General features: G+C 52.4%; 17 protein-coding genes. 12 read left to right on the forward strand and 5 right to left on the reverse strand.

What is annotated here, in order from left to right; genetic code table 11:
- Positions 1-71: 71 nt before the first annotated feature.
- The gene (gene cfa, locus OGV71_RS19735) at positions 72-1,226 is read right to left on the reverse strand and encodes a cyclopropane fatty acyl phospholipid synthase (RefSeq protein ID WP_286533898.1); all 1,155 of its coding nucleotides are present in this window, start codon (positions 1,224-1,226) and stop codon (positions 72-74) included.
- 67 nt (positions 1,227-1,293) lie between these two features.
- On the opposite strand from cfa, the gene OGV71_RS19740 reads away from it, so the two are divergent.
- Complete coding sequence (locus OGV71_RS19740) at positions 1,294-2,142, forward strand: helix-turn-helix domain-containing protein (protein WP_286533900.1); 849 nt, start codon at positions 1,294-1,296, stop codon at positions 2,140-2,142.
- On the opposite strand, the gene OGV71_RS19745 is transcribed toward OGV71_RS19740, so the two are convergent.
- A complete protein-coding gene (locus OGV71_RS19745; protein ID WP_016151014.1) occupies positions 2,139-2,921 on the reverse strand; it encodes a siderophore-interacting protein in 783 nt (260 codons plus the stop codon). The two genes, OGV71_RS19740 and OGV71_RS19745, sit on opposite strands and share 4 nt — an antisense overlap.
- Before the next feature lie 236 nt (positions 2,922-3,157).
- Between OGV71_RS19745 and OGV71_RS19750 the strand changes: the two genes are divergently transcribed.
- Positions 3,158-3,835, forward strand: a complete 678-nt coding sequence (locus OGV71_RS19750) for a PadR family transcriptional regulator (RefSeq protein WP_162138602.1) — start codon at positions 3,158-3,160, stop codon at positions 3,833-3,835.
- Positions 3,836-3,888: 53 nt separating this feature from the next.
- Here OGV71_RS19750 and OGV71_RS19755 read toward each other — a convergent pair whose 3' ends face one another.
- Positions 3,889-5,409, reverse strand: coding sequence for a methyl-accepting chemotaxis protein (locus OGV71_RS19755; RefSeq protein WP_003024763.1), 1,521 nt, complete (start codon positions 5,407-5,409; stop codon positions 3,889-3,891).
- Between the two features lie 430 nt (positions 5,410-5,839).
- Between OGV71_RS19755 and ygjG the strand changes: the two genes are divergently transcribed.
- Positions 5,840-7,219: a putrescine aminotransferase gene (ygjG, locus tag OGV71_RS19760; RefSeq protein ID WP_168150126.1), complete on the forward strand. Its 1,380-nt coding sequence runs from the start codon at positions 5,840-5,842 to the stop codon at positions 7,217-7,219.
- Positions 7,220-7,292: 73 nt separating this feature from the next.
- Here ygjG and OGV71_RS19765 read toward each other — a convergent pair whose 3' ends face one another.
- Positions 7,293-7,625, reverse strand: coding sequence for a tRNA-binding protein (locus tag OGV71_RS19765; RefSeq protein WP_003024768.1), 333 nt, complete (start codon positions 7,623-7,625; stop codon positions 7,293-7,295).
- A 209-nt stretch (positions 7,626-7,834) separates the two neighbouring features.
- Between OGV71_RS19765 and ebgR the strand changes: the two genes are divergently transcribed.
- The 7 genes from ebgR to OGV71_RS19800 all read left to right on the forward strand — a co-directional run bounded on the left by ebgR (position 7,835) and on the right by OGV71_RS19800 (position 19,864).
- The gene (gene ebgR / locus OGV71_RS19770) at positions 7,835-8,818 is read left to right on the forward strand and encodes a transcriptional regulator EbgR (RefSeq protein WP_003024771.1); all 984 of its coding nucleotides are present in this window, start codon (positions 7,835-7,837) and stop codon (positions 8,816-8,818) included.
- 207 nt (positions 8,819-9,025) lie between these two features.
- A complete protein-coding gene (ebgA, locus tag OGV71_RS19775; RefSeq protein WP_204583254.1) occupies positions 9,026-12,118 on the forward strand; it encodes a beta-galactosidase subunit alpha in 3,093 nt (1,030 codons plus the stop codon).
- A complete protein-coding gene (locus tag OGV71_RS19780; RefSeq protein WP_003024776.1) occupies positions 12,115-12,564 on the forward strand; it encodes a beta-galactosidase subunit beta in 450 nt (149 codons plus the stop codon). Before ebgA ends, OGV71_RS19780 begins: the two co-directional genes overlap by 4 nt.
- Positions 12,565-12,630: 66 nt before the next feature.
- Positions 12,631-14,064: an amino acid permease gene (locus OGV71_RS19785; protein ID WP_003846220.1), complete on the forward strand. Its 1,434-nt coding sequence runs from the start codon at positions 12,631-12,633 to the stop codon at positions 14,062-14,064.
- Positions 14,065-14,271: 207 nt separating this feature from the next.
- Positions 14,272-15,333 carry a protein YgjJ gene (gene ygjJ, locus OGV71_RS19790; RefSeq protein WP_048232835.1) on the forward strand — a complete coding sequence of 354 codons (1,062 nt, stop codon included), beginning with the start codon at positions 14,272-14,274 and terminating at the stop codon, positions 15,331-15,333.
- A 15-nt stretch (positions 15,334-15,348) separates the two neighbouring features.
- Positions 15,349-17,700 (forward strand): alpha-glucosidase, encoded by a 2,352-nt coding sequence (ygjK, locus tag OGV71_RS19795; protein WP_204583253.1) that lies wholly within the window; start codon positions 15,349-15,351, stop codon positions 17,698-17,700.
- A gap of 145 nt (positions 17,701-17,845) precedes the next feature.
- Positions 17,846-19,864: an oxidoreductase gene (locus OGV71_RS19800; protein ID WP_204583252.1), complete on the forward strand. Its 2,019-nt coding sequence runs from the start codon at positions 17,846-17,848 to the stop codon at positions 19,862-19,864.
- Positions 19,865-19,992: 128 nt separating this feature from the next.
- Here the strand turns inward: OGV71_RS19800 and rlmG are convergent, their stop codons facing one another.
- Positions 19,993-21,129 (reverse strand): 23S rRNA (guanine(1835)-N(2))-methyltransferase RlmG, encoded by a 1,137-nt coding sequence (gene rlmG, locus OGV71_RS19805; protein WP_003024789.1) that lies wholly within the window; start codon positions 21,127-21,129, stop codon positions 19,993-19,995.
- Positions 21,130-21,213: 84 nt separating this feature from the next.
- Between rlmG and OGV71_RS19810 the strand changes: the two genes are divergently transcribed.
- Positions 21,214-21,714, forward strand: a complete 501-nt coding sequence (locus OGV71_RS19810) for a M48 metallopeptidase family protein (RefSeq protein ID WP_003024792.1) — start codon at positions 21,214-21,216, stop codon at positions 21,712-21,714.
- A 72-nt stretch (positions 21,715-21,786) separates the two neighbouring features.
- Positions 21,787-22,785: a Gfo/Idh/MocA family protein gene (locus OGV71_RS19815; protein ID WP_003846207.1), complete on the forward strand. Its 999-nt coding sequence runs from the start codon at positions 21,787-21,789 to the stop codon at positions 22,783-22,785.
- Positions 22,786-23,036 lie beyond the last annotated feature (251 nt).

Raw genomic sequence — 23,036 nt, forward strand, 5'->3', positions numbered from 1 at the left:
GCTGCGCTTATCAGGCCTACGAGTGCAAAGCTTTGTAGGCCGGATAAGGCAACGCCGACATCCGGCGGACGTTAACGATAAACGCGGATCCCGCCCTCTACGCCGCGGCTAAACAGCACCTGCCAAAGCTCAATATCTCTGGCGCGGAAAGCCCCTGCGCACGCGCATAAATAGTAATTAAACATTCTTCTGAAGGTGGCGGAATAACGTGATGACAGCTCCGGCCATGCCTGATTAAAGCGCTCATGCCAGGCCATCAGCGTTTTATCGTAATCGCTGCCGAAGTTATGCCAGTCTTCCATCACAAACCGTGATTCGCTGGCCTCGGCAATATGGGAAATCGCCGGTAAGCAGCCATTTGGGAAAATGTATTTATTGATCCACGGATCGACGCTCATCCCTTTTTTATTGCTACCAATGGTATGCAGCAGGAACAGTCCGTCTGGTTTTAAACAACGGTCGGCGATACTGAAATAGGTGTCGTAGTTTTTCGGCCCGACATGTTCAAACATCCCCACGGAGACAATGCGATCGTAGTGTTTATTAAGATCGCGATAATCCTGCAGCAGAATGTTAACGTCCAACCCTTCACAGCGCTGCTGCGCCATTTTCTGCTGCTCTTTGGAAATGGTAACGCCTTCTACTGCTACGCCATAATGACGCGCCGCATATTCCGCCAGCCCGCCCCAGCCACAACCGATATCGAGTAAACGCATACCCGGTTTAAGCTGCAGCTTCTCGCAGATCATTTTTAATTTGGCATTTTGCGCATCGTTTAATGTGGTTGCATCTTTCCAGTAACCGCAGGAATATTGCATATGCGGATCAAGCATCAGCGCAAAGAGATCGTTACCAATATCATAATGCTCTTTACCGACGATCCATGCACGGCTACGTGACTGAAAATTAAACAGGCGCGCGCTGGCAATGCGTAAAATATCTTTCAGATTACCTGGCATCTGCTGGTCGAGTTTTGCTTTCAGGATTTTGCAGAACAGAATATCGAGCCGTTCGCAGTCCCACCAGCCTTCCATATAGCTTTCGCCAAGCCCTAATGAGCCTTGCTGCAATACTCGTTTAAAGAAACCGGTATGATGAAGTTGAATGTCCCAGGCGCGTGAGCCATTAATTCTGATATCCGCTTGTGAAAGCAGCTCTTTTCCCATTCGGGTCCAGTTATCATTTGTTTCATTGACGATGACAGCATCTGAACAAAGCGAGTTCATGGTATTTACCAAAAGTGGGCTAAAAATTATTACGCAAGATTATTATGGAAAAAAGAGTGTATGTATTATGATCCGCGGACAAGATCTATCGAACAGCGGACACATCATCGGGAGTATTGACGATTCATTTATGGAAACTCTGGCGCAAAAACAGTGGAACTCCTTCCCGGATAACTCCATGACCGAACTGCCGCAGGATGTATTCTTTCGCTCTTATGTCCTGGAAGCCAACCACCATGTACCGCAGCATTCACACTCTTTTATGCAATTTCATTTCGCCCGCAAAGGCAGCATGCGCATTGATGTTGCCGGTAAGTGCTGGATAATCCCGGCGCATTATGGCATCTGGATCCCCAATAATACTGAGCATGCAGTTTGGGCATTGGATGATGTGTATTTAGAAAATCTGGATATTAAACCGGGCTTTCTTGAAGAGAGCATCAATGAATGCAAAGTTGTGGCTATCAGTGATTTCGCCAGAGAGTTTATTCATTACGCCACGAATTCAATTTCAGGTCATTATGATAGCCAGTCAAAAGAGGGCAAACTGGTTAGCGTACTGGTCGATATTATTCTGCAACTCCCGGAAGTCGCCTTTGTATTACCCTGGCCGCAGGATCGCGAATTAACCAAAGTATGCCGAACCATACAAGAATCCCCCGCCCTGGAGCATTCAGTTGAATACTGGGCGCATCATCTGGGTATGTCTGCCCGTACCTTTTCACGCCATTTCAAAAAAGAAACCGGATTGCCTTTCAGCGTCTGGAAACAAAAAATGCGTATTCTGGAATCCGTATTAATGCTGAAAAAAAATAAAAGCGTGACCGCCGTGGCGCTCGACGTAGGATATTCAAGCACCGCGGCATTTAGCTATGCCTTCCGCCAGGCGTTTGGCGTTCCGCCATCTAATTATTAATCTGCCGCTTTACGCTGATGCCAGTAGGCTGCCGCACGCACCCGTTGAGGGTCAAACGCCTCGGTTTCAAAGCGAGCACTCAGGTTTTTTACCACCTTGCCTTCGCCAGTGATCCAGACGTAATAATCATCTGCGGGCACGGTTAGTCGCGATAAGCGTTCATTCACCGCCTGCGCGTCATGGCCGATAAACCACTCAATAGTAAACCCGTCGAGATGGGCAAGATAATCCTGGTACGCCGCATCCTGCACGCTGACCAGCGCCGTGACGTTTGGACGTACCGCTAAACGGCTGAGCGACTCCAGGCGTCGGCGTAGCGCGGGCATTCCCGACTCATCGCACACATAAACCTGATACGCATAATCCTCTGGCACCACCAAAGAACCGCGCGGCCCGCCGATTGTCAGTTTGTCGCCCTCGCGGGCATTCATCGCCCACGTACTCGCCACGCCGCCATCATGAATATAGAAATCGAGCGCCAGCTCATGGCGCGCTTCGTCATACAACGGTGTGTAGTCACGGGAAAGCGGACGCACACCGTCAGCCCAGACAATGCCTTCATCGGTGACGACAGGCGGCACAAAGTGGCTGCCCGGTTCAGGGAAAAAGACCTTGGTATGGTCGTCAAAGCCGTGTGAGCTAAAACCGTCCAGAGCGTCCCCGCCCAGTACAATGCGCTGAAAGCCCGCACTAATACGCTCTACGCGCAGGACGGTAAGTTCCCGAAAACGCAGTTCATTGCGAACGCGCTGCGGGTAGCGTGAGGTGTTTTTTGTCATGTTTTCGCCTTCGTGAAAATAATAAGATATATCTAAATTCATTTTTAAATGATAATGATTGCTAATCAAGAAGATTGCAAGCACTTTTTTGATATAGTTACCGTCTGATTAAACAGCTATCAAAAACCAATAAAAACACTAAATAATCATAAACTTAAACAACATATAATTTGTAGACTTGCAAAATAATAGTTTTTAGATATAAATTAGATATATCTAAACAACATCAGGAGACGATGATGCAAAACCATCATGAAGGTTGCTGCAAAAATACAGAGCACCAACACGAAGGCTGCTGCAAGGGTGAAGGACATCACCACGAAGGCCGCCACAACGAGCACCATGCAGGTTGCTGCAAAGGTGAAGAACATCGCCATGAAGGCTGTAACAAAGATCACCACCACGAGCACGGCTGCGGGCACCGCCACGGTCGCGGCGGCGGTGGTCGTCGCCAACGCTTCTTCGGTCACGGAGAATTACGCCTGGTCATTCTGGATATCTTGACCCGCGACGCCAGCCACGGCTATGAGCTGATAAAAGCGATTGAAACCCTGACTCAGGGTAACTATACCCCGAGCCCGGGCGTTATCTATCCGACGTTGGATTTCTTGCAGGATCAGGCACTGATCACCGTCAGCGACGAGGAAGGTGGGCGTAAACAGATTGCGATCACGACTCAGGGCCAGCAATGGCTAGATGAAAACCGTGAGCATCTGGAACATATCCACGAACGGATCAAAGCCCGCTGCGTGGGTTTTGAATTACGCAAAAATCCACAGATGAAACGCGCGCTGGAAAACTTCAAAGCCGTGTTGGATCTACGCGTTAATCATGGTGATACCAGCGATGCGCAGATCAAAAAAATCATCGGTATTATCGATCGCGCTGCGCTGGATATTACTCAGCTGGATTAATCTGCACAGCAGGCGGAACCCGTTTGCCCGACGTTCCGCCTGTATTATTAGTATTAATGCAGCACCGTGACCGCATCTTCCAGACGACCCGCGCGATGCTTCACCATTGCGGAAATCTGCGCACTCTCTTCAACCAGTTCGGCGTTTTTCTGCGTAATGTTGCTCAGCTCATTCACCGCGCGGGTCAGGCTGGAAAGACCATCCGACTGTTCCAGCGTTGAGTGGCTGATTTGGGCGATCAGCTGAGTGACGTTTTGCACCTGCGCCACAATATCGTCCATCGTGCGTCCTGCGGCGTGAACCTGGTCGGATCCGGACTGCACTTTGTCGGCGCTGGCATCAATCAGCTTGCGGATATCATTGGCCGCACTGGCGCTGCGGCTGGCAAGATGACGCACTTCTCCCGCCACCACGGCGAACCCTTTCCCCTGCTCGCCCGCCCGCGCGGCTTCAACAGCAGCGTTCAAAGCCAGAATGTTGGTCTGGAAGGCAATATCGTTAATCAGCGTGGTAATGGTGCCGATCCGCTGGGTGCTGTTGGCGATATCGTCCATGGTTTTGATGACGGTATCCATCGCCTCACCGCCGTGCGTTGCCGCGCTGCTGGCGGCAATAGAGAGCTTATCAGCCGCCGCGGCGGTCTCTGAGTTTTGTTTTACCGATGCCGCCATCTGATTCATGGTGGTCACCGTTTCCTGCACGTTCTCAACGGTCTGCTGCGTATGCTTATTTAAATCATCGCTACCTTTTGCCAGCGTTTCGCTGTCGCTGCGCACGCAACTCACCTGGCTGGAGACATCATGAATAAGCCAGCGACACATTAATCCCAGTTGGCCCACTGCTCGCAGCATCAGTCCCAGTTCATCGCTGCGGTTAAGATGCGACACGCTGTTCCGCTCACCGGTCGCCACTTTCAGCGCCTGACGGGTGACATTCTCAATAGGACGCACAATCTGCCATTCGAAAATAGCCGTTCCTAAAAGCATCACCAATGCACTCATCAACAGTAACGGCCATTCAGCACCCATTTGCTGCAATGCGACCGCTAGCAGGACAAACATGAATGCCATCACGCTGCGTACCCGCCAGCGAATCGGCATCGCCGGCAGTCTACCCAGCCAGCCTTTGCGTACCACCAACCCCTTATGGATACGCCGGTTGCAACGTCCTTCGTTCAGCGCTTTATATAAAGGCTCTACCGCTGCAATTTCCTCGTCAGTTGCCCGGGTACGAATCGACATATACCCGGTCACGCGTCCTTCCCGCACCATCGGCACCGCATTGGCCCTCACCCAGTAGTGATCGCCATTCTTACGCCGGTTTTTCACAATCCCGCTCCATGGCTCGCCCTGCTTCAGGGTGTACCACATATCCGCAAACGCCGCTTTTGGCATGTCCGGATGACGAACCAGATTGTGCGGCTTTTCGAGCAACTCATTCAGTTGATAGCCGCTGACCTGAACGAAGGTGTCGTTCGCATGGGTGATATAGCTTTGCAAATCGGTGGTCGACATGAGGGTGATATCATCATCCAGCGGTGTATTTTGCTGACTAACGTAGGGATGAGAAGACATGATTGCGTCCTGTGCAGGTTATCTGGTTGTTAACTCTTTCGGCTTATGTTATTTCGGCGATAATTTTTTTATCTTTAGTTGTTAAATTTGATTTAGATCGCAATTTGCGATTAAACCTCAAAAACTGTACGCATTCTAATCCATTGATTTAAAATACTTTCATCCAGTAACTATTCAATATTACTTCTACCAGCGCACTGTCACAGTGCAAATATTGCCCATTTTTAGAGCAAATTTGCGTTTATTCGATCTGTTTTCAGGCTCCTGACTTGGGCAAAATGCCAGCAAATGTTAAATAATGGCATTAAATGTTGCGTAAATAAGATGTTTCCTGGTGTTTATCCCGATTTTTGCTAAGCGCGCCGGAATGGCGCAATCCCTGCAATACTTAAATCAGTATCATGTGATACGCGAGCTCCGGGAGCATATTTTGAACAGGTTACCTTCCAGCGCATCGGCCCTGGCCTGCAGCGCACACGCACTGAATCTCATCGAAAAGCGCACGCTTGATCATGAGGAAATGAAATCGTTAAACCGAGAGGTGATTGAGTACTTCAAGGAGCATGTCAATCCGGGGTTCTTAGAGTATCGAAAATCTGTAACTGCAGGCGGGGATTACGGAGCCGTAGAGTGGCAAGCGGGAAGCCTCAATACGCTTGTCGACACCCAGGGGCAGGAGTTCGTCGATTGCCTGGGTGGTTTTGGAATTTTCAACGTGGGGCACCGTAATCCAGTCGTGGTTTCCGCCGTACAGAATCAACTCGCGAAACAACCTCTGCACAGCCAGGAGTTACTTGACCCTCTGCGGGCCATGCTGGCAAAAACTCTCGCCGCACTGGCGCCCGGTAAACTGAAATACAGTTTCTTCTGTAACAGCGGGACCGAGTCGGTTGAAGCCGCCCTGAAGCTGGCGAAAGCGTATCAATCACCGCGCGGTAAATTTACGTTTATTGCCACCAGCGGCGCATTCCACGGTAAATCACTGGGCGCGCTGTCCGCCACGGCTAAATCTACCTTCCGCAAACCCTTTATGCCGCTGCTGCCGGGCTTCCGTCATGTGCCGTTTGGCGATGTTAACGCGATGCGCACCATGCTCAGCGAGTGTAAAAAGACCGGTGACGATGTCGCAGCCGTGATCCTCGAACCCATCCAGGGCGAAGGGGGGGTGATCCTGCCGCCACAAGGCTATTTAACCGCTGTTCGTAAACTTTGCGATGAGTTCGGCGCACTGATGATCCTTGACGAAGTGCAGACCGGGATGGGGCGTACCGGCAAGATGTTCGCCTGTGAGCACGAAAATGTGCAGCCCGACATTATGTGTCTTGCCAAAGCGTTAGGCGGCGGCGTGATGCCCATTGGCGCAACCATTGCCACCGAAGAGGTGTTCTCCGTCCTGTTCGACAATCCTTTCCTGCATACCACCACGTTTGGTGGCAACCCGCTCGCTTGTGCGGCTGCGCTGGCCACCATTAACGTCCTGCTGGAGCAAAATTTACCGGCTCAGGCGGAGCAGAAAGGCGATATGTTGCTGGATGGTTTCCGTCAGCTTGCGCGGGAATACCCGGACCTGGTACATGATGTACGCGGCAAAGGCATGCTGATGGCGATTGAGTTTGTCGATAATGAAATCGGCTATAACTTTGCCAGTGAGATGTTCCGCCAGCGGGTACTGGTCGCCGGGACGCTGAACAATGCCAAGACGATCCGCATCGAACCGCCGCTAACGTTAACGATCGAGCAATGCGATCTGGTGTTGCGATCAACACGCAAAGCCCTGGCAGCATTACGGGTGAGCGTGGAGCAGATGTAACAGATGTCTGTCCGGCCTGCGTGAGCAAACGTAGGCCGGATAAGGCGTAGCCGCCATCCGGCATCAGCACAATTTAAACAATCCGCACGCCTGCAGGCATCACCCGTTCTGGCGTTAACAGCACGCTTTCGCTGCCATCGTCAGTCTCAGCGCACAGCAGCATACACTCTGATGTTTCACCGCGCATTTTGGCCTTTTGCAGATTACACAGCACCACCACCGTTTTCCCCATCAGCTCCTCTTCGCTGTAATAAGGCACCAGGCTGGTCACGGTTTGCAGCGTTCGCTCTCCCACATCAACCTGTACGATATACAGCTTATCGGCATTGTCATGGCGCTTAACCTGTGCGATTTTTCCAACACGTATTTCCATGCGGGCAAAATCAGCAAATGCGACAGTATCCATTGTTTTCTCCTTTGGTAAAATTTTACTAAATACTAGCAAACTATTTTCCGGGCATTGTTCTCAAAAGCGGGGAAATGACGTATCCATCACACTCTGCAAGCCCAGTTTTACCCCGAGCATGTCAATTAAACGTGCTTTTTTTACTGAAAACAGATGAATAGATAAGCACTTCATTTACAATGCGCAGGTAACTCAGGGAAAAGGCAAACATGGCAACACTTAAAGACATCGCAATCGAAGCTGGCGTGTCCCTGGCGACAGTGTCCCGGGTTTTAAACGATGACCCCACGCTGAATGTAAAAGAAGAGACCAAGCATCGCATTCTGGAGATCGCGGAAAAGCTGGAGTACAAAACCAGCAGCGCCCGTAAGAACCAGACCAGCGCACTCGGCCCCCAGCATATTCTGGCGCTCTACAGCTATCAGCAGGATTTGGAAATCAACGATCCTTACTATCTCGCGATCCGCCATGGGATTGAAACCCAGTGCGAGAAGCTGGGGATTGAACTGACCAACTGCTATGAGCACAGTGGGTTGCCGGAGAGCAAAAACATTACCGGCATTCTTATTGTCGGCAAACCTTCTCCTGCGCTGCGCGAGGCGGCAACAGCGCTTACCGACAACATCTGCTTTATCGATTTTCATGAACCCGGCAGCGAATATGACGCTGTCGATATCGATCTGGCCCGCATCAGTAAAGAGAGCATCGACTACTTCATCGCCCAGGGCGTGACCCGCATTGGCTTCATCGGCGGCGAAGATCAGCCTGGCAAGGCTGATATCCGTGAAGCCGCGTTTGTCGAATACGGTCGCCTGCAGCAGGTCGTTTCAGAACAGGATATTTATCGCGGCGGCTTCTCCAGTTCATCAGGCTATGAACTGGCCAAAAAAATGCTGGCGAAAGCCGACTATCCCAGCGCCCTGTTTGTGGCTTCTGACTCGATTGCTATTGGCGTTCTGCGCGCCATTCACGAGCGTGGACTGAACATTCCGCAGGATATTTCGCTGATTAGCGTTAATGATATCCCGACGGCGCGCTTCACCTTTCCTCCGCTTTCCACCGTACGCATCCATTCAGAAATGATGGGCAGTCAGGGCGTCAACCTGCTGTTTGAGAAAGCCCGCGACGGACGTGCACTTCCCCTGCTGGTTTTTGTTCCCAGCAAGCTGAAACTGCGCGGCACCACCCGCTAAAATCCCCCGTTAATCCGTCCGGTTTCTGCTGAAGCCGGGCGCGCATTGTCATGCATTTTTTTCTGCGCCCGAATTATTTTCGTGATCCAGTTAAAGTAAATCACCTCACTCGCTATATTTTAGTAAAACTTTTACTAAAATCACCATCAATTACACTTACTCACCATTAAAATGAATGGTTCCGATTTTTCTCCACCGGGAGGCCTTATGAATCGCTGGGAAAACATTCAGCTCACCCACGAAAATCGACTGGCGCCACGCGCATATTTTTTCTCTTACGACTCCGTTGCGCAGGCTCGCTCGTTTGCCCGCGAAACCAGCAGCCTCTTTCAGTTGCTGAGCGGTCAGTGGAATTTCCAGTTCTTTGAGCATCCGCTGCAGGTGCCGGAAGCCTTTACATCGCAGTTTATGAGCGACTGGGGCAACATCACCGTCCCCGGTATGTGGCAGATGGAAGGGCACGGCAAGCTGCAGTATACCGACGAAGGTTTTCCTTTCCCGATTGATGTCCCCTACGTGCCGACCAATAACCCCACCGGAGCCTACCAGCGTATTTTCTCTCTCAGCGAAGGCTGGCAGGGCAAACAGACGCTGATTAAATTTGATGGCGTAGAAACCTACTTCGAAGTTTACGTGAATGGTCAGTACGTTGGCTTCAGCAAAGGCAGTCGCCTGACGGCCGAGTTTGATATCAGCGCGGTGGTGAAAACCGGTGACAACCTGCTGTGCGTTCGCGTCATGCAATGGGCTGATTCCACCTACGTTGAAGACCAGGATATGTGGTGGTCAGCGGGAATTTTCCGCGACGTCTATCTGGTCGGCAAACAGGCGACCCATATCCAGGATTTTACCGTTCGTACCGATTTCGATGATGACTATCGCGATGCCACCCTCTCCTGCGACATCGTGCTGGAAAACATCGCCTCCACGCCAACGATGGCATCGCTCGAATACACTTTGTTTGACGGTGAGCAGACACTGCATAGCGGCGTGATTAACGCTCTGACAGTGGATAAACTCACCCGCACCGCGTTCAATTTCAAGGTCAGCGCACCACAGCAGTGGTCGGCGGAATCGCCGTATCTCTATCATCTGGTGATGACCCTGAAAGATGCCAGCGGCAACATCCTTGAGGTTGTGCCGCAGCGCGTCGGATTCCGCGATATCAACGTTCGCAACGGTCTGTTTTACATCAATAACCGCTATGTCATGTTGCATGGCGTCAACCGTCATGACAACGATCATCTCAAGGGCCGCGCGGTTGGTATGGATCGCGTAGAAAAAGATCTGCTGTTAATGAAGCAGCACAACATCAACTCCGTACGCACCGCCCATTACCCGAACGATCCACGTTTCTATGAATTGTGCGATATCTACGGTTTGTTCGTCATGGCCGAAACCGACGTTGAATCTCACGGCTTCGCTAATATCGGCGATATCAGCCGGATCACCGACGATCCGCTGTGGGAAAATGTCTACGTTGAGCGCATCGTACGCCATGTCCACGCGCAGAAAAACCACCCGTCGATCGTCATCTGGTCGCTCGGCAATGAATCCGGCTACGGCTGTAATATTCGCGCCATGTACCACGCGGCAAAAGCGCTGGATGACACGCGTCTGATCCACTACGAAGAAGATCGTGACGCCGAAGTGGTGGATATCATTTCCACCATGTACACCCGCGTACCGTTGATGAATGAGTTTGGTGAATACCCACATCCTAAACCGCGCATCATCTGCGAATATGCTCACGCAATGGGCAACGGCCCCGGCGGGCTAACGGAATATCAGAACGTCTTCTATCAGCATGATTGCATTCAGGGACACTATGTCTGGGAGTGGTGCGATCACGGGATTCAGGCCAAAGATAACGACGGTAACGTCTGGTACAACTATGGCGGTGACTACGGCGACTACCCGAACAACTACAACTTCTGCCTTGATGGCCTGATTTATTCCGATCAAACCCCAGGCCCGGGTCTGCAAGAGTACAAGCAGGTAATTGCACCAGTGAAAGTGCGCGCGCAGGATCTGGCTCGCGGCGAGCTGCGGGTAGAAAACAAACTGTGGTTTACCACGCTTGACGACTACACCTTGCATATTGAGGTTCGCGCCGAAGGAGATACGCTCTCTGCTCAGCAGATAAAACTGCGCGACGTTCCTCCCAACAGCGATACGCTGCTGCAATGCACGCTGCCGGAGCTGGATGCGCGCGAGACGTTCCTCAACGTCACCGTGACGAAAGATTCCCGCACGTTATACAGCGAAGCCGGGCATCACATCGCGACTTATCAGTTCCCGCTGAAAGCCAGAACGGCGACTGCCGTACCGTTCAGTCTGCAAAACGCCACCCCTTTGACGCTGGAAGAGAACCGCCAGAGCTGCACCGTTCGCGGTTATAACTTCCATCTGACGTTCTCAAAGCTGACCGGTAAACCCATTAGCTGGAACGTCAATGGTGAAGAGCTGATTACCCGCGAGCCGAAGATTAATTTCTTCAAACCAACCATAGATAACCACAAGCAAGAGTTCGAAGGCCTCTGGCAGCCAAATCATATACAGATAATGCAGGAGCATCTGCGCGACTTTACCTTTGAGCAAACCGAAGATGCGCTGCTCATCACCAGCCAAACGATTATCGCCCCGCCGGTATTTGATTTCGGTATGCGCTGCACCTATCGCTGGCGGATTGCCGCAGACGGTCAGTTGAATGTGGAGCTTTCCGGCCAGCCTTACGGCGAGTACCGGGACATTATTCCGTGCATCGGCTTCACGATGGGCATCAGCGGTGATTTGGGACAGGTGGCCTGGTACGGACGTGGTCCTGGTGAAAACTATGCCGATAGTCAGCAGGCCAACATCATCGACATTTGGCGCAGCAGCGTGGATGAGATGTTCGAGAATTATCCGTTCCCGCAAAACAACGGCAATCGTCAGGACGTGCGTTGGGCAACGCTAACCAATCGTCACGGTAACGGTTTGCTAGTGATTCCGCAGCGCCCTGTCAACCTGAGCGCCTGGCGCTATACGCCAGAAAATATCTTTGCCGCACAGCACTGTAATGAGCTGCAGCACAGCGATGACATCACCCTTAATCTGGACCATCAGCTACTGGGCTTAGGTTCTAACTCGTGGGGAAGCGAGGTACTTGATTCCTGGCGCGTCTGGTTTACGTCATTCAGCTACGGCTTCACGTTGTTGCCGGTTTCCGGCAGTGAGTCTGGCGCTCAAACCACCGCCAACCGTGCCTTTGGCACCGGGTTCTTTTCCACGAATATGCACAGCGAGAATACAAAATGAGGATCATCGACAACTTAGAGCAGTTCCAGCAACGCTATGCTTCGGGTCGGAAATGGCAACGCTGCGTCGAGGCCATTGAAAATATTGACAATATTCAGCCAGGCGTCGCTCACTCTATCGGTGATTCTCTGAGCTACCGTGTAGAGACGGACTCTGCAACCGATGCGCTGTTTACCGGCCATCGTCGTTATTTTGAGATCCACTACTACCTGCAAGGACAGCAAAAAATAGAGTATGCCGCCAAAGAGGATCTCCAGGTGGTTGAATATTATCGCGATGAAACCGACCGCGAATATTTGAAAGGCTGCGGAAAAACCGTAGAAGTGCACGAAGGACAAATGGTTATTTGTGACAACCATGAAGCCTATCGTTTTATCTGTAATAGCGTAGTGAAGAAAGTCGTACTCAAAGTCACCATCGAAGATGGTTATTTTCATAATAAATAAAAAACACAGGCGGCGCCGACGTTGCGCCGCCAGTACCCTATAATAATCAGGAATCGGAGATGTGCTATGTCTGATACCAAACGTAATACCATCGGCAAGTTCGGCTTACTTTCACTCACCTTTGCCGCGGTTTATAGTTTTAATAACGTTATCAACAATAATATTGAGCTTGGTCTGGCATCCGCACCGATGTTTTTCCTCGCGACAATTTTCTACTTTATTCCATTCTGCTTAATCATCGCCGAATTTGTTTCGCTGAATAAAAACTCCGAAGCCGGTGTCTACGCATGGGTGAAAAGCTCGCTGGGCGGGCGCTGGGCCTTTATTACCGCCTACACCTACTGGTTCGTTAACCTGTTCTTTTTTACCTCGTTACTCCCGCGCGTTATCGCCTATGCCTCGTACGCATTTTTAGGCTACGAATACATTCTGACGCCGTTCGCCACAACCGTGTTAAGTATGGTGCTGTTTGCCTTCTCGACCTGGGTTTCGACCAACGGCGCAAAAATGCTGGGGCCGATTACCTCCGTCACCTCCACGTTAATGCTGCTGCTGACGCTGTCTTACATTTTACTGGCGGGTACTGCGTTGGTGGGCGGCGTGCAGCCTGCTGACCCCATCACCGTTGATGCAATGATCCCGAATTTTAACTGGGCGTTCCTCGGTATTACCACCTGGATATTCATGGCGGCAGGCGGCGCGGAGTCCGTGGCGGTATATGTCAACGACGTCAAGGGCGGGTCAAAATCGTTCGTGAAGGTCATTATCATTGCCGGGATTTTTATCGGCGTGCTTTATTCCATCTCCTCGGTGCTGATCAACGTCTTCGTCAGCAGCAAAGAGCTGAAGTTTACCGGTGGATCGGTGCAGGTATTCCACGGTCTGGCGGCATACTTTGGTCTGCCGGAACTCATCGTTAACCGCTTTGTCGGCCTGGTCTCCTTTACCGCGATGTTCGGCTCTCTGCTGATGTGGACCGCAACGCCGGTGAAGATCTTCTTCTCTGAAATTCCGGCGGGTATTTTCGGTAAAAAAACCGTCGAACTGAATGAAAACGGCGTACCGGCCCGCGCAGCGTGGATCCAGTTTCTGATCGTTATTCCGCTGATGATTATCCCAACGCTCGGTTCCAATACCGTGCAAGACTTAATGAACACCATCATCAACATGACCGCCGCCGCATCGATGCTGCCGCCGCTGTTTATTATGCTGGCCTACCTGAATCTGCGCGCAAAACTGGACCACTTACCGCGCGACTTCCGTATGGGTTCGCAAAAAACCGGCATTATTGTGGTATCAATGCTGATCGTCCTGTTCACTATCGGATTTATTGCCTCTACCTTCCCGAGCGGCGGAAATATCATAACCATTATTTTCTATAACGTCGGTGGGATTGTTATTTTCCTCGGTTTTGCCTGGTGGAAATACAGTAAATACATCAAAGGGCTAACTAAAGAAGAAAAAGCTATTGAGGCTGCTCCCGCTTCAAATATCAATTAATGACTAAAACATAATAACAATAAACAATATTCTCCAAGGCTATAACCAAAATAATTCGAGTTGCATGAAGGCGGCAAGTGAGTGAATTCCCAGGAGCATAGATAACTATGTGACTGGGGTGAACGAACGTAGCTAACGCACATGCAGCTTGAAGGATGAAGGGTATATAACAATAAAAATTATATTTTATTTGCTTAGGATCGAAGCATGAATAACATTAGCCATTATTGCAGGGCAATTATTGCCCTGCCCTTTTTCTGCGTCTCTTCTGTGGGTGCAGAAGAAGTTCGCCCTGCTGAACACGACGATACGAAAACACCTGCTATAACCTCCCCCTCTTTTCGTTTTTATGGCGAATTGGGCATGGGTGGATATATGGATTTAGAAGGAAAAGATAAGCATAAATACAGCGACGGTACTTACATTGAAGGTGGCCTGGAGATAAAACACGGTTCATGGTTTGGTCTGATCTACGGCGAGGGCTGGACCGTGCAGGCCGACCATCAAGGCAATGCCTGGGTTCCTGACCATAGCTGGGGCGGATTCGAAGGCGGGATCAACCGCTTTTACGGTGGTTACCGTACCGATGCAGGAACAGAGGTGATGCTCAGCCTGCGCCAGGACTCCTCGCTGGATGACCTGCAGTGGTGGGGGGATTTCACGCCAGACCTGGGCTACGTTATTCCGAATACCCGAGACATCATGACCGCCATTAAGGTGCAAAACCTGACCGGCCCTTTGCGCTATAGCGTGACCGCTACACCCGCCGGACATCACGATGAAAGCAAAGCCTGGTTGCACTTTGGTAAATACGATCGCTACGACGATAAATATACCTATCCGGCCATGATGAACGGTTACATCCAGTACGACCTGACTGAAGGCGTAACCTGGATGAACGGTCTGGAGATAACGGACGGTACCGGACAGCTGTTCCTGACCGGCATCCTCTCGCCCAACTTCGCCGCCCGCGCGTGGCACCACACAGGTCGCGCCGACGGGCTGGATGTGTCCGGCACCGAGACCGGCTATATGGTCAGCGCGATGTATGAAGCGCTAAAAGGCGTTTACCTCTCCACCGCATATAGCTACGCCAAACACCGACCAGATCGCGCCGAGGAAGAAACCACGTCCTTTATGCAGTTCGGTATCTGGTATGAATACGGCGGCGGACGTTTCGCTACCGCCTTCGACAGCCGGTTCTATATGCAGAATGCATCTGGTGACCCGAGCGACCAAATCTTCCTGATGCAATATTTCTATTGGTAACAAGGACCGGAACCCATGAATATCAAACCTCTTCTTACGCCGCTGGCCTGCCTCCTGCTGATGAACGTCTCTGCGCATGCCGCCAGCGTTAATGACTTCAAAAACATCATTAATCGCACCGGTGCGCCGGACTACATGCATGACTACGATCACGACGACCACCAGCGTTTTAATCCCTTTTTCGACCTCGGCTCATGGCACGGGCATCTGTTGCCAGATGGCCCCGCAACAATGGGCGGCTTTCCTGGCGTCGCACTGCTGACCGAAGAGTACATCAACTTTATGGCCAATAATTTTGACCGGCTGACGGTGTATCAGCACGGTAAAAAGGTCGATTTTGCCCTCGAGGCTTACAGCATTCCCGGGGCGCTGGTACAGAAATTGTCATCAAAAGATGTACAGGTAGAGATGACGCTACGCTTCGCCAGTCCGCGCACTTCGCTGCTGGAAACCAAAATCACCAGCAACTCGCCGCTGGATCTGGTGTGGGACGGCGAACTGCTGGAAAAACTGGAGGCAAAAGAGGGAAAAGCCCTGTCGGATAAAACCATTGATGGCGAGTTCCCTGGCTATCAGCGCAAAATCACCGCCACGCACGACGGCCTGAAAGTCACCTTCGGCAAGGTACGTTCAACCTGGGATCTGCTCACCTCCGGCGAGTCGGAGTATCAGGTGCATAAATCTGTCGCCATGAAAACCACGGTTAATGGTCATCGCTTCACGGGGAAGACCCATATCAACGGTTCGACGACGATTTACACCACCTGGTCTCATCTGCTTACCGCCGAAGATGTGGCAAAAGAGCAACCGCAGATCCGCGATATTCTGGCGCGTCCTTCTTCTTACATGCTCGCCTCACAGCAGCGCTGGGACGACTATCTCAAGAAAGGCTTAAACAACCCGGACGCCACGCCAGAACAAACCCGAGTGGCGGTGAAGGCGATCGAAACGCTGAACGGTAACTGGCGCTCGCCGGGCGGTGCGGTAAAACACAATACCGTGACACCGTCGGTTACCGGCCGTTGGTTCTCCGGCAACCAGACCTGGCCGTGGGATACCTGGAAGCAGGCCTTCGCCATGGCGCACTTTAACCCGGAGATCGCCAAAGAGAACATCCGCGCCGTCTTTTCATGGCAGATTAAACCCGGCGATCCCGTTCGCCCGCAAGACGCCGGATTCATTCCCGACCTGATTGCCTGGAACCTTAGCCCCGAGCGCGGCGGCGACGGCGGCAACTGGAACGAGCGTAACACCAAGCCAAGCCTGGCTGCCTGGTCGGTAATGGAAGTCTACAACGTCACCAAGGATAAGGCCTGGCTCGAAGAGATGTATCCAAAGCTGGTTGCATATCACGACTGGTGGCTGCGAAACCGCGATCATAACGGCAACGGCGTACCGGAATACGGCGCGACCCGCGATAAAGCCCACAATACCGACAGCGGTGAAATGCTGTTTACGGTGAAAAATGGCGACAAGGAAGAAACCCTTTCCGGACTGAAAAACTACGCCAACATCACCAGTAAAGGGCAGTATGACAGCCTCGAGATCCCAGCACAGGTTGCTGCTTCCTGGGAATCCGGGCGTGACGATGCGGCAGTCTTTGGTTTTATCGACAAAGAGCAACTGGATAAATACGTCGCTAACGGTGGGAAACGCAGCGACTGGGTAGTGAAATTTGCCGAAAACCGCAGTAACGACGGTAAGTTGCTGGGTTACTCGCTGCTGCAGGAATCGGTCGATCAGGCCAGCTATATGTACAGCGACAACCATTATCTGGCGGAGATGGCGACCCTGCTCGGTAAACACAAAGAAGCGCAGCGCTACCGCCAGTTGGCGCAAAAACTGGCGGATTACATCAATACCTGCATGTTCGACCCAGACACCCGATTCTTCTATGACGTGAGGATCGAAGATACCCCGTTGACCAACGGCTGTGCGGGTAAACCAATCGTCGAACGTGGCAAAGGGCCGGAAGGCTGGTCGCCGCTGTTTAACGGGGCGGCAACGCAGCCCCATGCGGATGCGGTGGTTAAGGTGATGCTCGATCCCAACGAGTTCAACACCTTTGTCCCACTTGGTACTGCAGCGCTGACCAACCCCGCCTTCGGCGCGGACATCTACTGGCGCGGGCGCGTCTGGGTGGATCAGTTCTGGTTTGGGCTAAAAGGGATGGAGCGTTATGGCTATCGCGATGACGCGTTAAAACTGGCGGATACCTTCTTCAGCCACGCCAAAGGCCTTACAGCAGATGGTCCGATTCAGGAAAACTATAACCCATTGACCGGTGCACAGCAGGGCGCGCCAAACTTCTCCTGGAGCGCGGCACATCTTTATATGCTGTATAACGATTTTCTAAAACAGCAGTAATCGTCGATTGGCTCTCCTGAAAAGGAGAGCCTCTTTTTTGAATCCCATCACAATCACGGCATTCCCCTTTTCCCTTTTACGCGGCGACGGCTAAATTAGAACTCATCCGACCACATAACAATAATTTTACATACTGGACACCTTTATGAGCTATTCGTCGCTGTTCGCCCCGCTCGATTTAGGCTTCACCACGCTTAAAAACCGCGTGCTGATGGGTTCAATGCATACCGGGCTGGAGGAGTATCCCGACGGTGCAGAACGGCTGGCCGCGTTCTACGCCGAGCGCGCTCGTCACGGCGTAGCGTTAATTGTGAGCGGAGGCATTGCGCCTGCGCTTTCCGGCGTGGGGATGGAAGGCGGCGCGATGCTCAACGACAGCAGCCAGCTTGCACACCATCGCGTCATTACCGATGCCGTGCATGACGAAGGCGGTAAAATCGCCCTGCAAATCCTGCACACCGGGCGTTACAGCTACCAGCCGCATCTGGTGGCCCCATCTGCTATTCAGGCCCCCATTAACCGCTTTACGCCACATGAGCTGACGCACGATGAAGTGCTGCAGTTGATTGAAGATTTTGCCCATTGCGCCCAACTGGCGCGGGAAGCGGGCTACGATGGCGTAGAAGTGATGGGGTCGGAAGGGTATCTCATCAACGAATTCCTGACTCTGCGTACCAACCAGCGCGATGACCAATGGGGTGGTGAGTATGCCAACCGCATGCGTTTTGCCGTTGAGGTGGTGCGAGCGGTACGTCAGCGTGCCGGTAATGACTTTATAATTATCTTCCGCCTGTCGATGCTCGATCTGGTAGAAAACGGCGGAACCTTCGACGAAACCGTCCAGCTGGCGCAGGCTATAGAAGCCGCCGGGGCCACCATTATTAACACCGGTATTGGCTGGCATGAGGCGCGTATTCCCACTATCGCGACCCCGGTACCGCGCGGCGCGTTTAGTTGGGTGACGCGTAAGCTGAAAGGGCATGTGACAATCCCACTGGTCACCACCAACCGCATTAACGATCCCCAGGTCGCCGATGACATTCTGGCCCGTGGCGATGCCGATATGGTGTCGATGGCCCGTCCGTTCCTCGCCGATGCCGAACTGCTGTCAAAAGCGCAAACCGGACGAGCGGATGAGATTAACACCTGTATCGGCTGTAACCAGGCCTGTCTGGATCAGATCTTTGTCGGCAAAGTCACCTCTTGCCTGGTGAATCCGCGCGCATGCCATGAAACCAAAATGCCGATCGTTGCGGCAGCTGTGCCGAAGAATCTGGCGGTTGTCGGTGCGGGTCCTGCGGGCCTCGCCTTCGCCATTAATGCCGCCGCACGCGGACATCACGTCACGCTGTTTGACGCGCATGGCGAAATTGGCGGGCAGTTTAATATCGCCAAACAGATCCCCGGCAAAGAAGAATTCTATGAAACCCTGCGCTACTACCGCCGGATGATCGACGTGACTGGCGTGACCCTGAAGCTGAATCATTTTGTCAGCGCACACGATCTGCACACTTTCGACGAAGTGATCCTTGCCAGCGGGATCGAGCCACGTATGCCGCCGATCGAGGGGATCGAACATCCAAAAGTGCTGAGCTATCTCGACGTCCTGCGCGATAAAACGCCAGTGGGCAAACGCGTAGCGATCGTTGGCTGCGGCGGGATTGGTTTCGATACAGCCATGTATCTGAGTCAACCCGGTGAAGCCACCAGCCAGAACATTGCGGAGTTCTGCGTGGAATGGGGGATCGACACCAGCCTGCAACAGCCTGGCGGCTTACGCCCGGAAGGTCCGCACTTATCCCGCAGCCCGCGCCAGATAGTGATGTTGCAGCGTAAAGCCAGCAAACCGGGGCAAGGTTTAGGTAAAACGACGGGCTGGATCCATCGCGCCACCCTGCTCTCACGCGGCGTGAAAATGATCCCGGCAGTCAGCTACCAGAAGATTGATGATGATGGGTTACACGTCGTGTTGAACGGCGAACCGGTGATCTTTAACGTGGATAACGTGGTGATTTGCGCCGGACAAGAGCCACGCCGTGAACTGGTCGATCCGCTGCACGCGGCAGGTAAAACGGTGCATCTGATCGGCGGCTGCGATGTGGCGATGGAACTGGATGCCCGACGCGCTATTGCGCAGGGGACCCGCTTAGCGCTGGAGATTTAACACGTTGTATCCCGTAGGTCGGATAAGGCAACTGCGCACATCTTTGCCTGATGGCGCTACGCTTATCAGGCCTACGATGCAGCTCGTGTAGGCCGGATAAGGCGTTAGCCGCTATCCGGCACAAGGGCTTAACGACGGCGACCGGTTTTGACCGCTTTTAGCACCACGAATTTATTATTGGTGGCGATGGTTACGCAGTTGCCGAAAATCTTCTTCAACTTGTGGAAGTAGTCGAGGTGACGGTTAGCCACAATGTACAGCTCACCGTTGATTTTCAGGCAGCGGCGGGCGTGGTGGAACATCTCCCAGGCGATATTATCGGTCAGCGCATGCTTCTGGTGGAACGGAGGGTTGCAGAACACCGCGTTGAAGCGGAACGGTTCTACGCCGGAGAGCGCGTTATTAATCATAAATTCGCTGCGATCCAGCGCGTCCGGCAGGTTGGTTTCCACGTTCAGACGGCTGGAAGCGACCGCCATCGGTGATTCATCAACAAACACCACGCTGGCTTCTGGGTTCTTCGCCAGCAGCGTCATGCCCAGCACGCCGTTACCGCAGCCGAGATCGACAATCTCGCCTTCCAGGTTTTCCGGCAGATGTTCCATAAAGAAACGTGCGCCGATGTCCAGCCCGGTACGGGAGAAGACGTTGGCGTGGTTGTGGATGGTCCAGTCGGTGCCTTCCAGCTTCCAGCTCAGGGTCTGGGCGGTATCGGCCAGCGCCGGTTTGGTAAAGGTGCCGTTGATCAGGCGCGCCTTTTTCCATGCCAGCGTGGTGGTGGTTGGTCCCAGCACTTTCTCAAACAGCTCCAGCGTAGAGGTGTGGATATCACGCGCTTTTGCACCGGCGATGATACGCGTCTGAGGCGTGACCACTTCACGCAGGGCGCGCAGTTGCTGCTCCAGCAGCGCCATGGTTTTTGGCAGCTTAATCAGCACCACGCCCGGCGCCTGCGGATAGTCAGCGGTACTGTCGAGGAACTTGACGCTCGACTCGGCAATATCGTTGTGACGCAGGTTCTCACGTGTGGCAAGCTCGCTGAGATAGGAGTCGCCAATGCTGTACGGCGTATGTTCCGCCAGCGCACAGCCCAGCGCACCGAAGGTATCATTCAGGATCAGCACCGGGCCGCTAATCTCGGTATCGTCCAGCTGTTGCAGCAGATATTCATCTGCAGCTTCCCACGCCAGCAGCGGGTTAACGTCATCCGTTTCCGGGAAACGTTTAAGTGACAGCGAACGGAAACCGTTGTCTATGTGGCTCATCGGCCCTCCTGAATGGTAAAATTTCGGCGTATCCCTGAAAAGGGTGCGTGAGTATACACTTTTTATACTTTATATGGGGCACTAATGAGTCAGTTGATCTATCTGCAAGGATATCCGGAGAATTTACTTTCTCAGGTGAGAACGCTGATTGCTGAGCAACGCCTGGGCGCAGTGCTGGAGAAGCGCTATCCGGGTACGCATGACTTCGCGACCGACAAAGCGCTCTGGCAATATACTCAGGATCTGAAAAATCAGTTTCTGCGTAACGCCCCGCCGCTGAATAAAGTCATGTATGACAGCAAGATCCACGTTCTGAAGAATGCGCTGGGACTGCATACCGCCGTATCTCGCGTGCAGGGCGGAAAGCTCAAGGCTAAAGCGGAGATCCGCGTGGCGACCGTTTTTCGCAATGCCCCCGAACCCTTTTTGCGTATGATTGTCGTTCATGAACTGGCGCATCTGAAAGAAAAAGAACACGACAAAGCGTTTTACCAGCTGTGCTGTCATATGGAGCCTCAGTATCACCAACTGGAGTTCGATACCCGCCTGTGGTTAACGCAACAATCGTTAAAGCAAACTGCGTAGTCGCGCACTGGCTTTGTCTTCAGGGCATGCTAAATTGACGAAAGAATCCCTTTTCGCAGCCTGAAGGCCTTTATGATACGTTTCGCAGTAATTGGCACAAACTGGATCACCCGCCAGTTTGTCGATGCCGCCCATGAAACCGGCAAGTATAAGTTAACCGCAGTCTATTCTCGTAGCCTTGAGCAGGCACAGACCTTCGCCAACGATTATCCCGTCGAGCATCTGTTTACTTCGCTGGAAGCGATGGCGCAAAGCGAGGCGATCGACGCCGTCTACATCGCCAGTCCAAACTCCCTGCACTTCCCGCAGACCGAGCTGTTTTTGCGGCACAAAAAGCATGTTATTTGCGAAAAGCCACTGGCCTCCAACCTGGCGCAAGCCGAAGCCGCTATCGCCTGCGCACGTGAAAACCAGGTCGTGCTGTTTGAAGCGTTTAAAACCGCCAGCCTGCCTAACTTCCTGCTGTTACAGCAATCGCTCCCAAAAGTTGGAAAAATCAGGAAGGCATTTATCAATTACTGCCAGTACTCCTCGCGTTACCAGCGCTATCTGGATGGTGAAAATCCGAACACGTTTAATCCGGCGTTCTCCAATGGCTCGATTATGGATATCGGTTTTTACTGCCTGGCCTCGGCGGTTGCGCTGTGGGGCGAACCACAGAGCGTTCAGGCCAGCGCCAGCCTGCTGGAAAGCGGCGTGGATGCCCACGGTGTGGTGGTGCTGAATTACGGTGATTTCAGCGTTACGCTCCAGCACTCAAAAGTAAGCGATTCAGTATTAGCCAGTGAAATTCAGGGCGAGTCGGGATCGCTGGTCATCGAGCATATTTCCGAATGCCAAAAGGTGTGCTTCGTTCCACGCGGGGGAAAAACGCAGGATCTGACGACGCCTCAACACATCAATACTATGCTGTATGAGGCAGAGGCTTTTGCCCATTTGGTTGAATCCGGCGAAGTGGATCACCCGGCACTGGCCGTCAGCCGTATCACCGCTAAACTGCAAACGGAGATTCGCCGCCAGACCGGCGTGGTTTTCCCTGCAGACGAAACGGTAACCTCGCTGACTGCGTAAAAGTGTGTAAATGGAATGTTGCAGGCCATTGACTGAATGCATGGCCTGTAATATTTTGTAACCCGCAAAGGGGAGTAACTTCGTTGTCGGTTGATCGTCATTACGATGTGTGAAAAACCACATCCGGTCACCGGGCGATAACAAAGGAATACGCCATCGTATTCCTTTGTTGTTGTAAGTGAGACCTTGCCGAATGGCAAGGTCTATGCATAAAAAGCAGCGGCTAACGTCATTCGGCGTTGGCCGTTTTT

This window comes from Citrobacter sp. Cf088, from assembly GCF_030334295.1.
Classification (GTDB): domain Bacteria; phylum Pseudomonadota; class Gammaproteobacteria; order Enterobacterales; family Enterobacteriaceae; genus Citrobacter; species Citrobacter freundii.

What these genes read in the sequence shown, in the direction of transcription:
- cfa (WP_286533898.1), bottom strand. Translation starts at nt 1,226, where the DNA reads ATGAACTCGCTTTGTTCAGATGCTGTCATCGTCAATGAAACAAATGAT.
- OGV71_RS19740 (WP_286533900.1), top strand. Translation starts at nt 1,294, where the DNA reads ATGATCCGCGGACAAGATCTATCGAACAGCGGACACATCATCGGGAGT.
- OGV71_RS19745 (WP_016151014.1), bottom strand. Translation starts at nt 2,921, where the DNA reads ATGACAAAAAACACCTCACGCTACCCGCAGCGCGTTCGCAATGAACTG.
- OGV71_RS19750 (WP_162138602.1), top strand. Translation starts at nt 3,158, where the DNA reads ATGATGCAAAACCATCATGAAGGTTGCTGCAAAAATACAGAGCACCAA.
- OGV71_RS19755 (WP_003024763.1), bottom strand. Translation starts at nt 5,409, where the DNA reads ATGTCTTCTCATCCCTACGTTAGTCAGCAAAATACACCGCTGGATGAT.
- OGV71_RS19765 (WP_003024768.1), bottom strand. Translation starts at nt 7,625, where the DNA reads ATGGATACTGTCGCATTTGCTGATTTTGCCCGCATGGAAATACGTGTT.
- ebgR (WP_003024771.1), top strand. Translation starts at nt 7,835, where the DNA reads ATGGCAACACTTAAAGACATCGCAATCGAAGCTGGCGTGTCCCTGGCG.
- ebgA (WP_204583254.1), top strand. Translation starts at nt 9,026, where the DNA reads ATGAATCGCTGGGAAAACATTCAGCTCACCCACGAAAATCGACTGGCG.
- OGV71_RS19780 (WP_003024776.1), top strand. Translation starts at nt 12,115, where the DNA reads ATGAGGATCATCGACAACTTAGAGCAGTTCCAGCAACGCTATGCTTCG.
- OGV71_RS19785 (WP_003846220.1), top strand. Translation starts at nt 12,631, where the DNA reads ATGTCTGATACCAAACGTAATACCATCGGCAAGTTCGGCTTACTTTCA.
- ygjJ (WP_048232835.1), top strand. Translation starts at nt 14,272, where the DNA reads ATGAATAACATTAGCCATTATTGCAGGGCAATTATTGCCCTGCCCTTT.
- ygjK (WP_204583253.1), top strand. Translation starts at nt 15,349, where the DNA reads ATGAATATCAAACCTCTTCTTACGCCGCTGGCCTGCCTCCTGCTGATG.
- OGV71_RS19800 (WP_204583252.1), top strand. Translation starts at nt 17,846, where the DNA reads ATGAGCTATTCGTCGCTGTTCGCCCCGCTCGATTTAGGCTTCACCACG.
- rlmG (WP_003024789.1), bottom strand. Translation starts at nt 21,129, where the DNA reads ATGAGCCACATAGACAACGGTTTCCGTTCGCTGTCACTTAAACGTTTC.
- OGV71_RS19810 (WP_003024792.1), top strand. Translation starts at nt 21,214, where the DNA reads ATGAGTCAGTTGATCTATCTGCAAGGATATCCGGAGAATTTACTTTCT.
- OGV71_RS19815 (WP_003846207.1), top strand. Translation starts at nt 21,787, where the DNA reads ATGATACGTTTCGCAGTAATTGGCACAAACTGGATCACCCGCCAGTTT.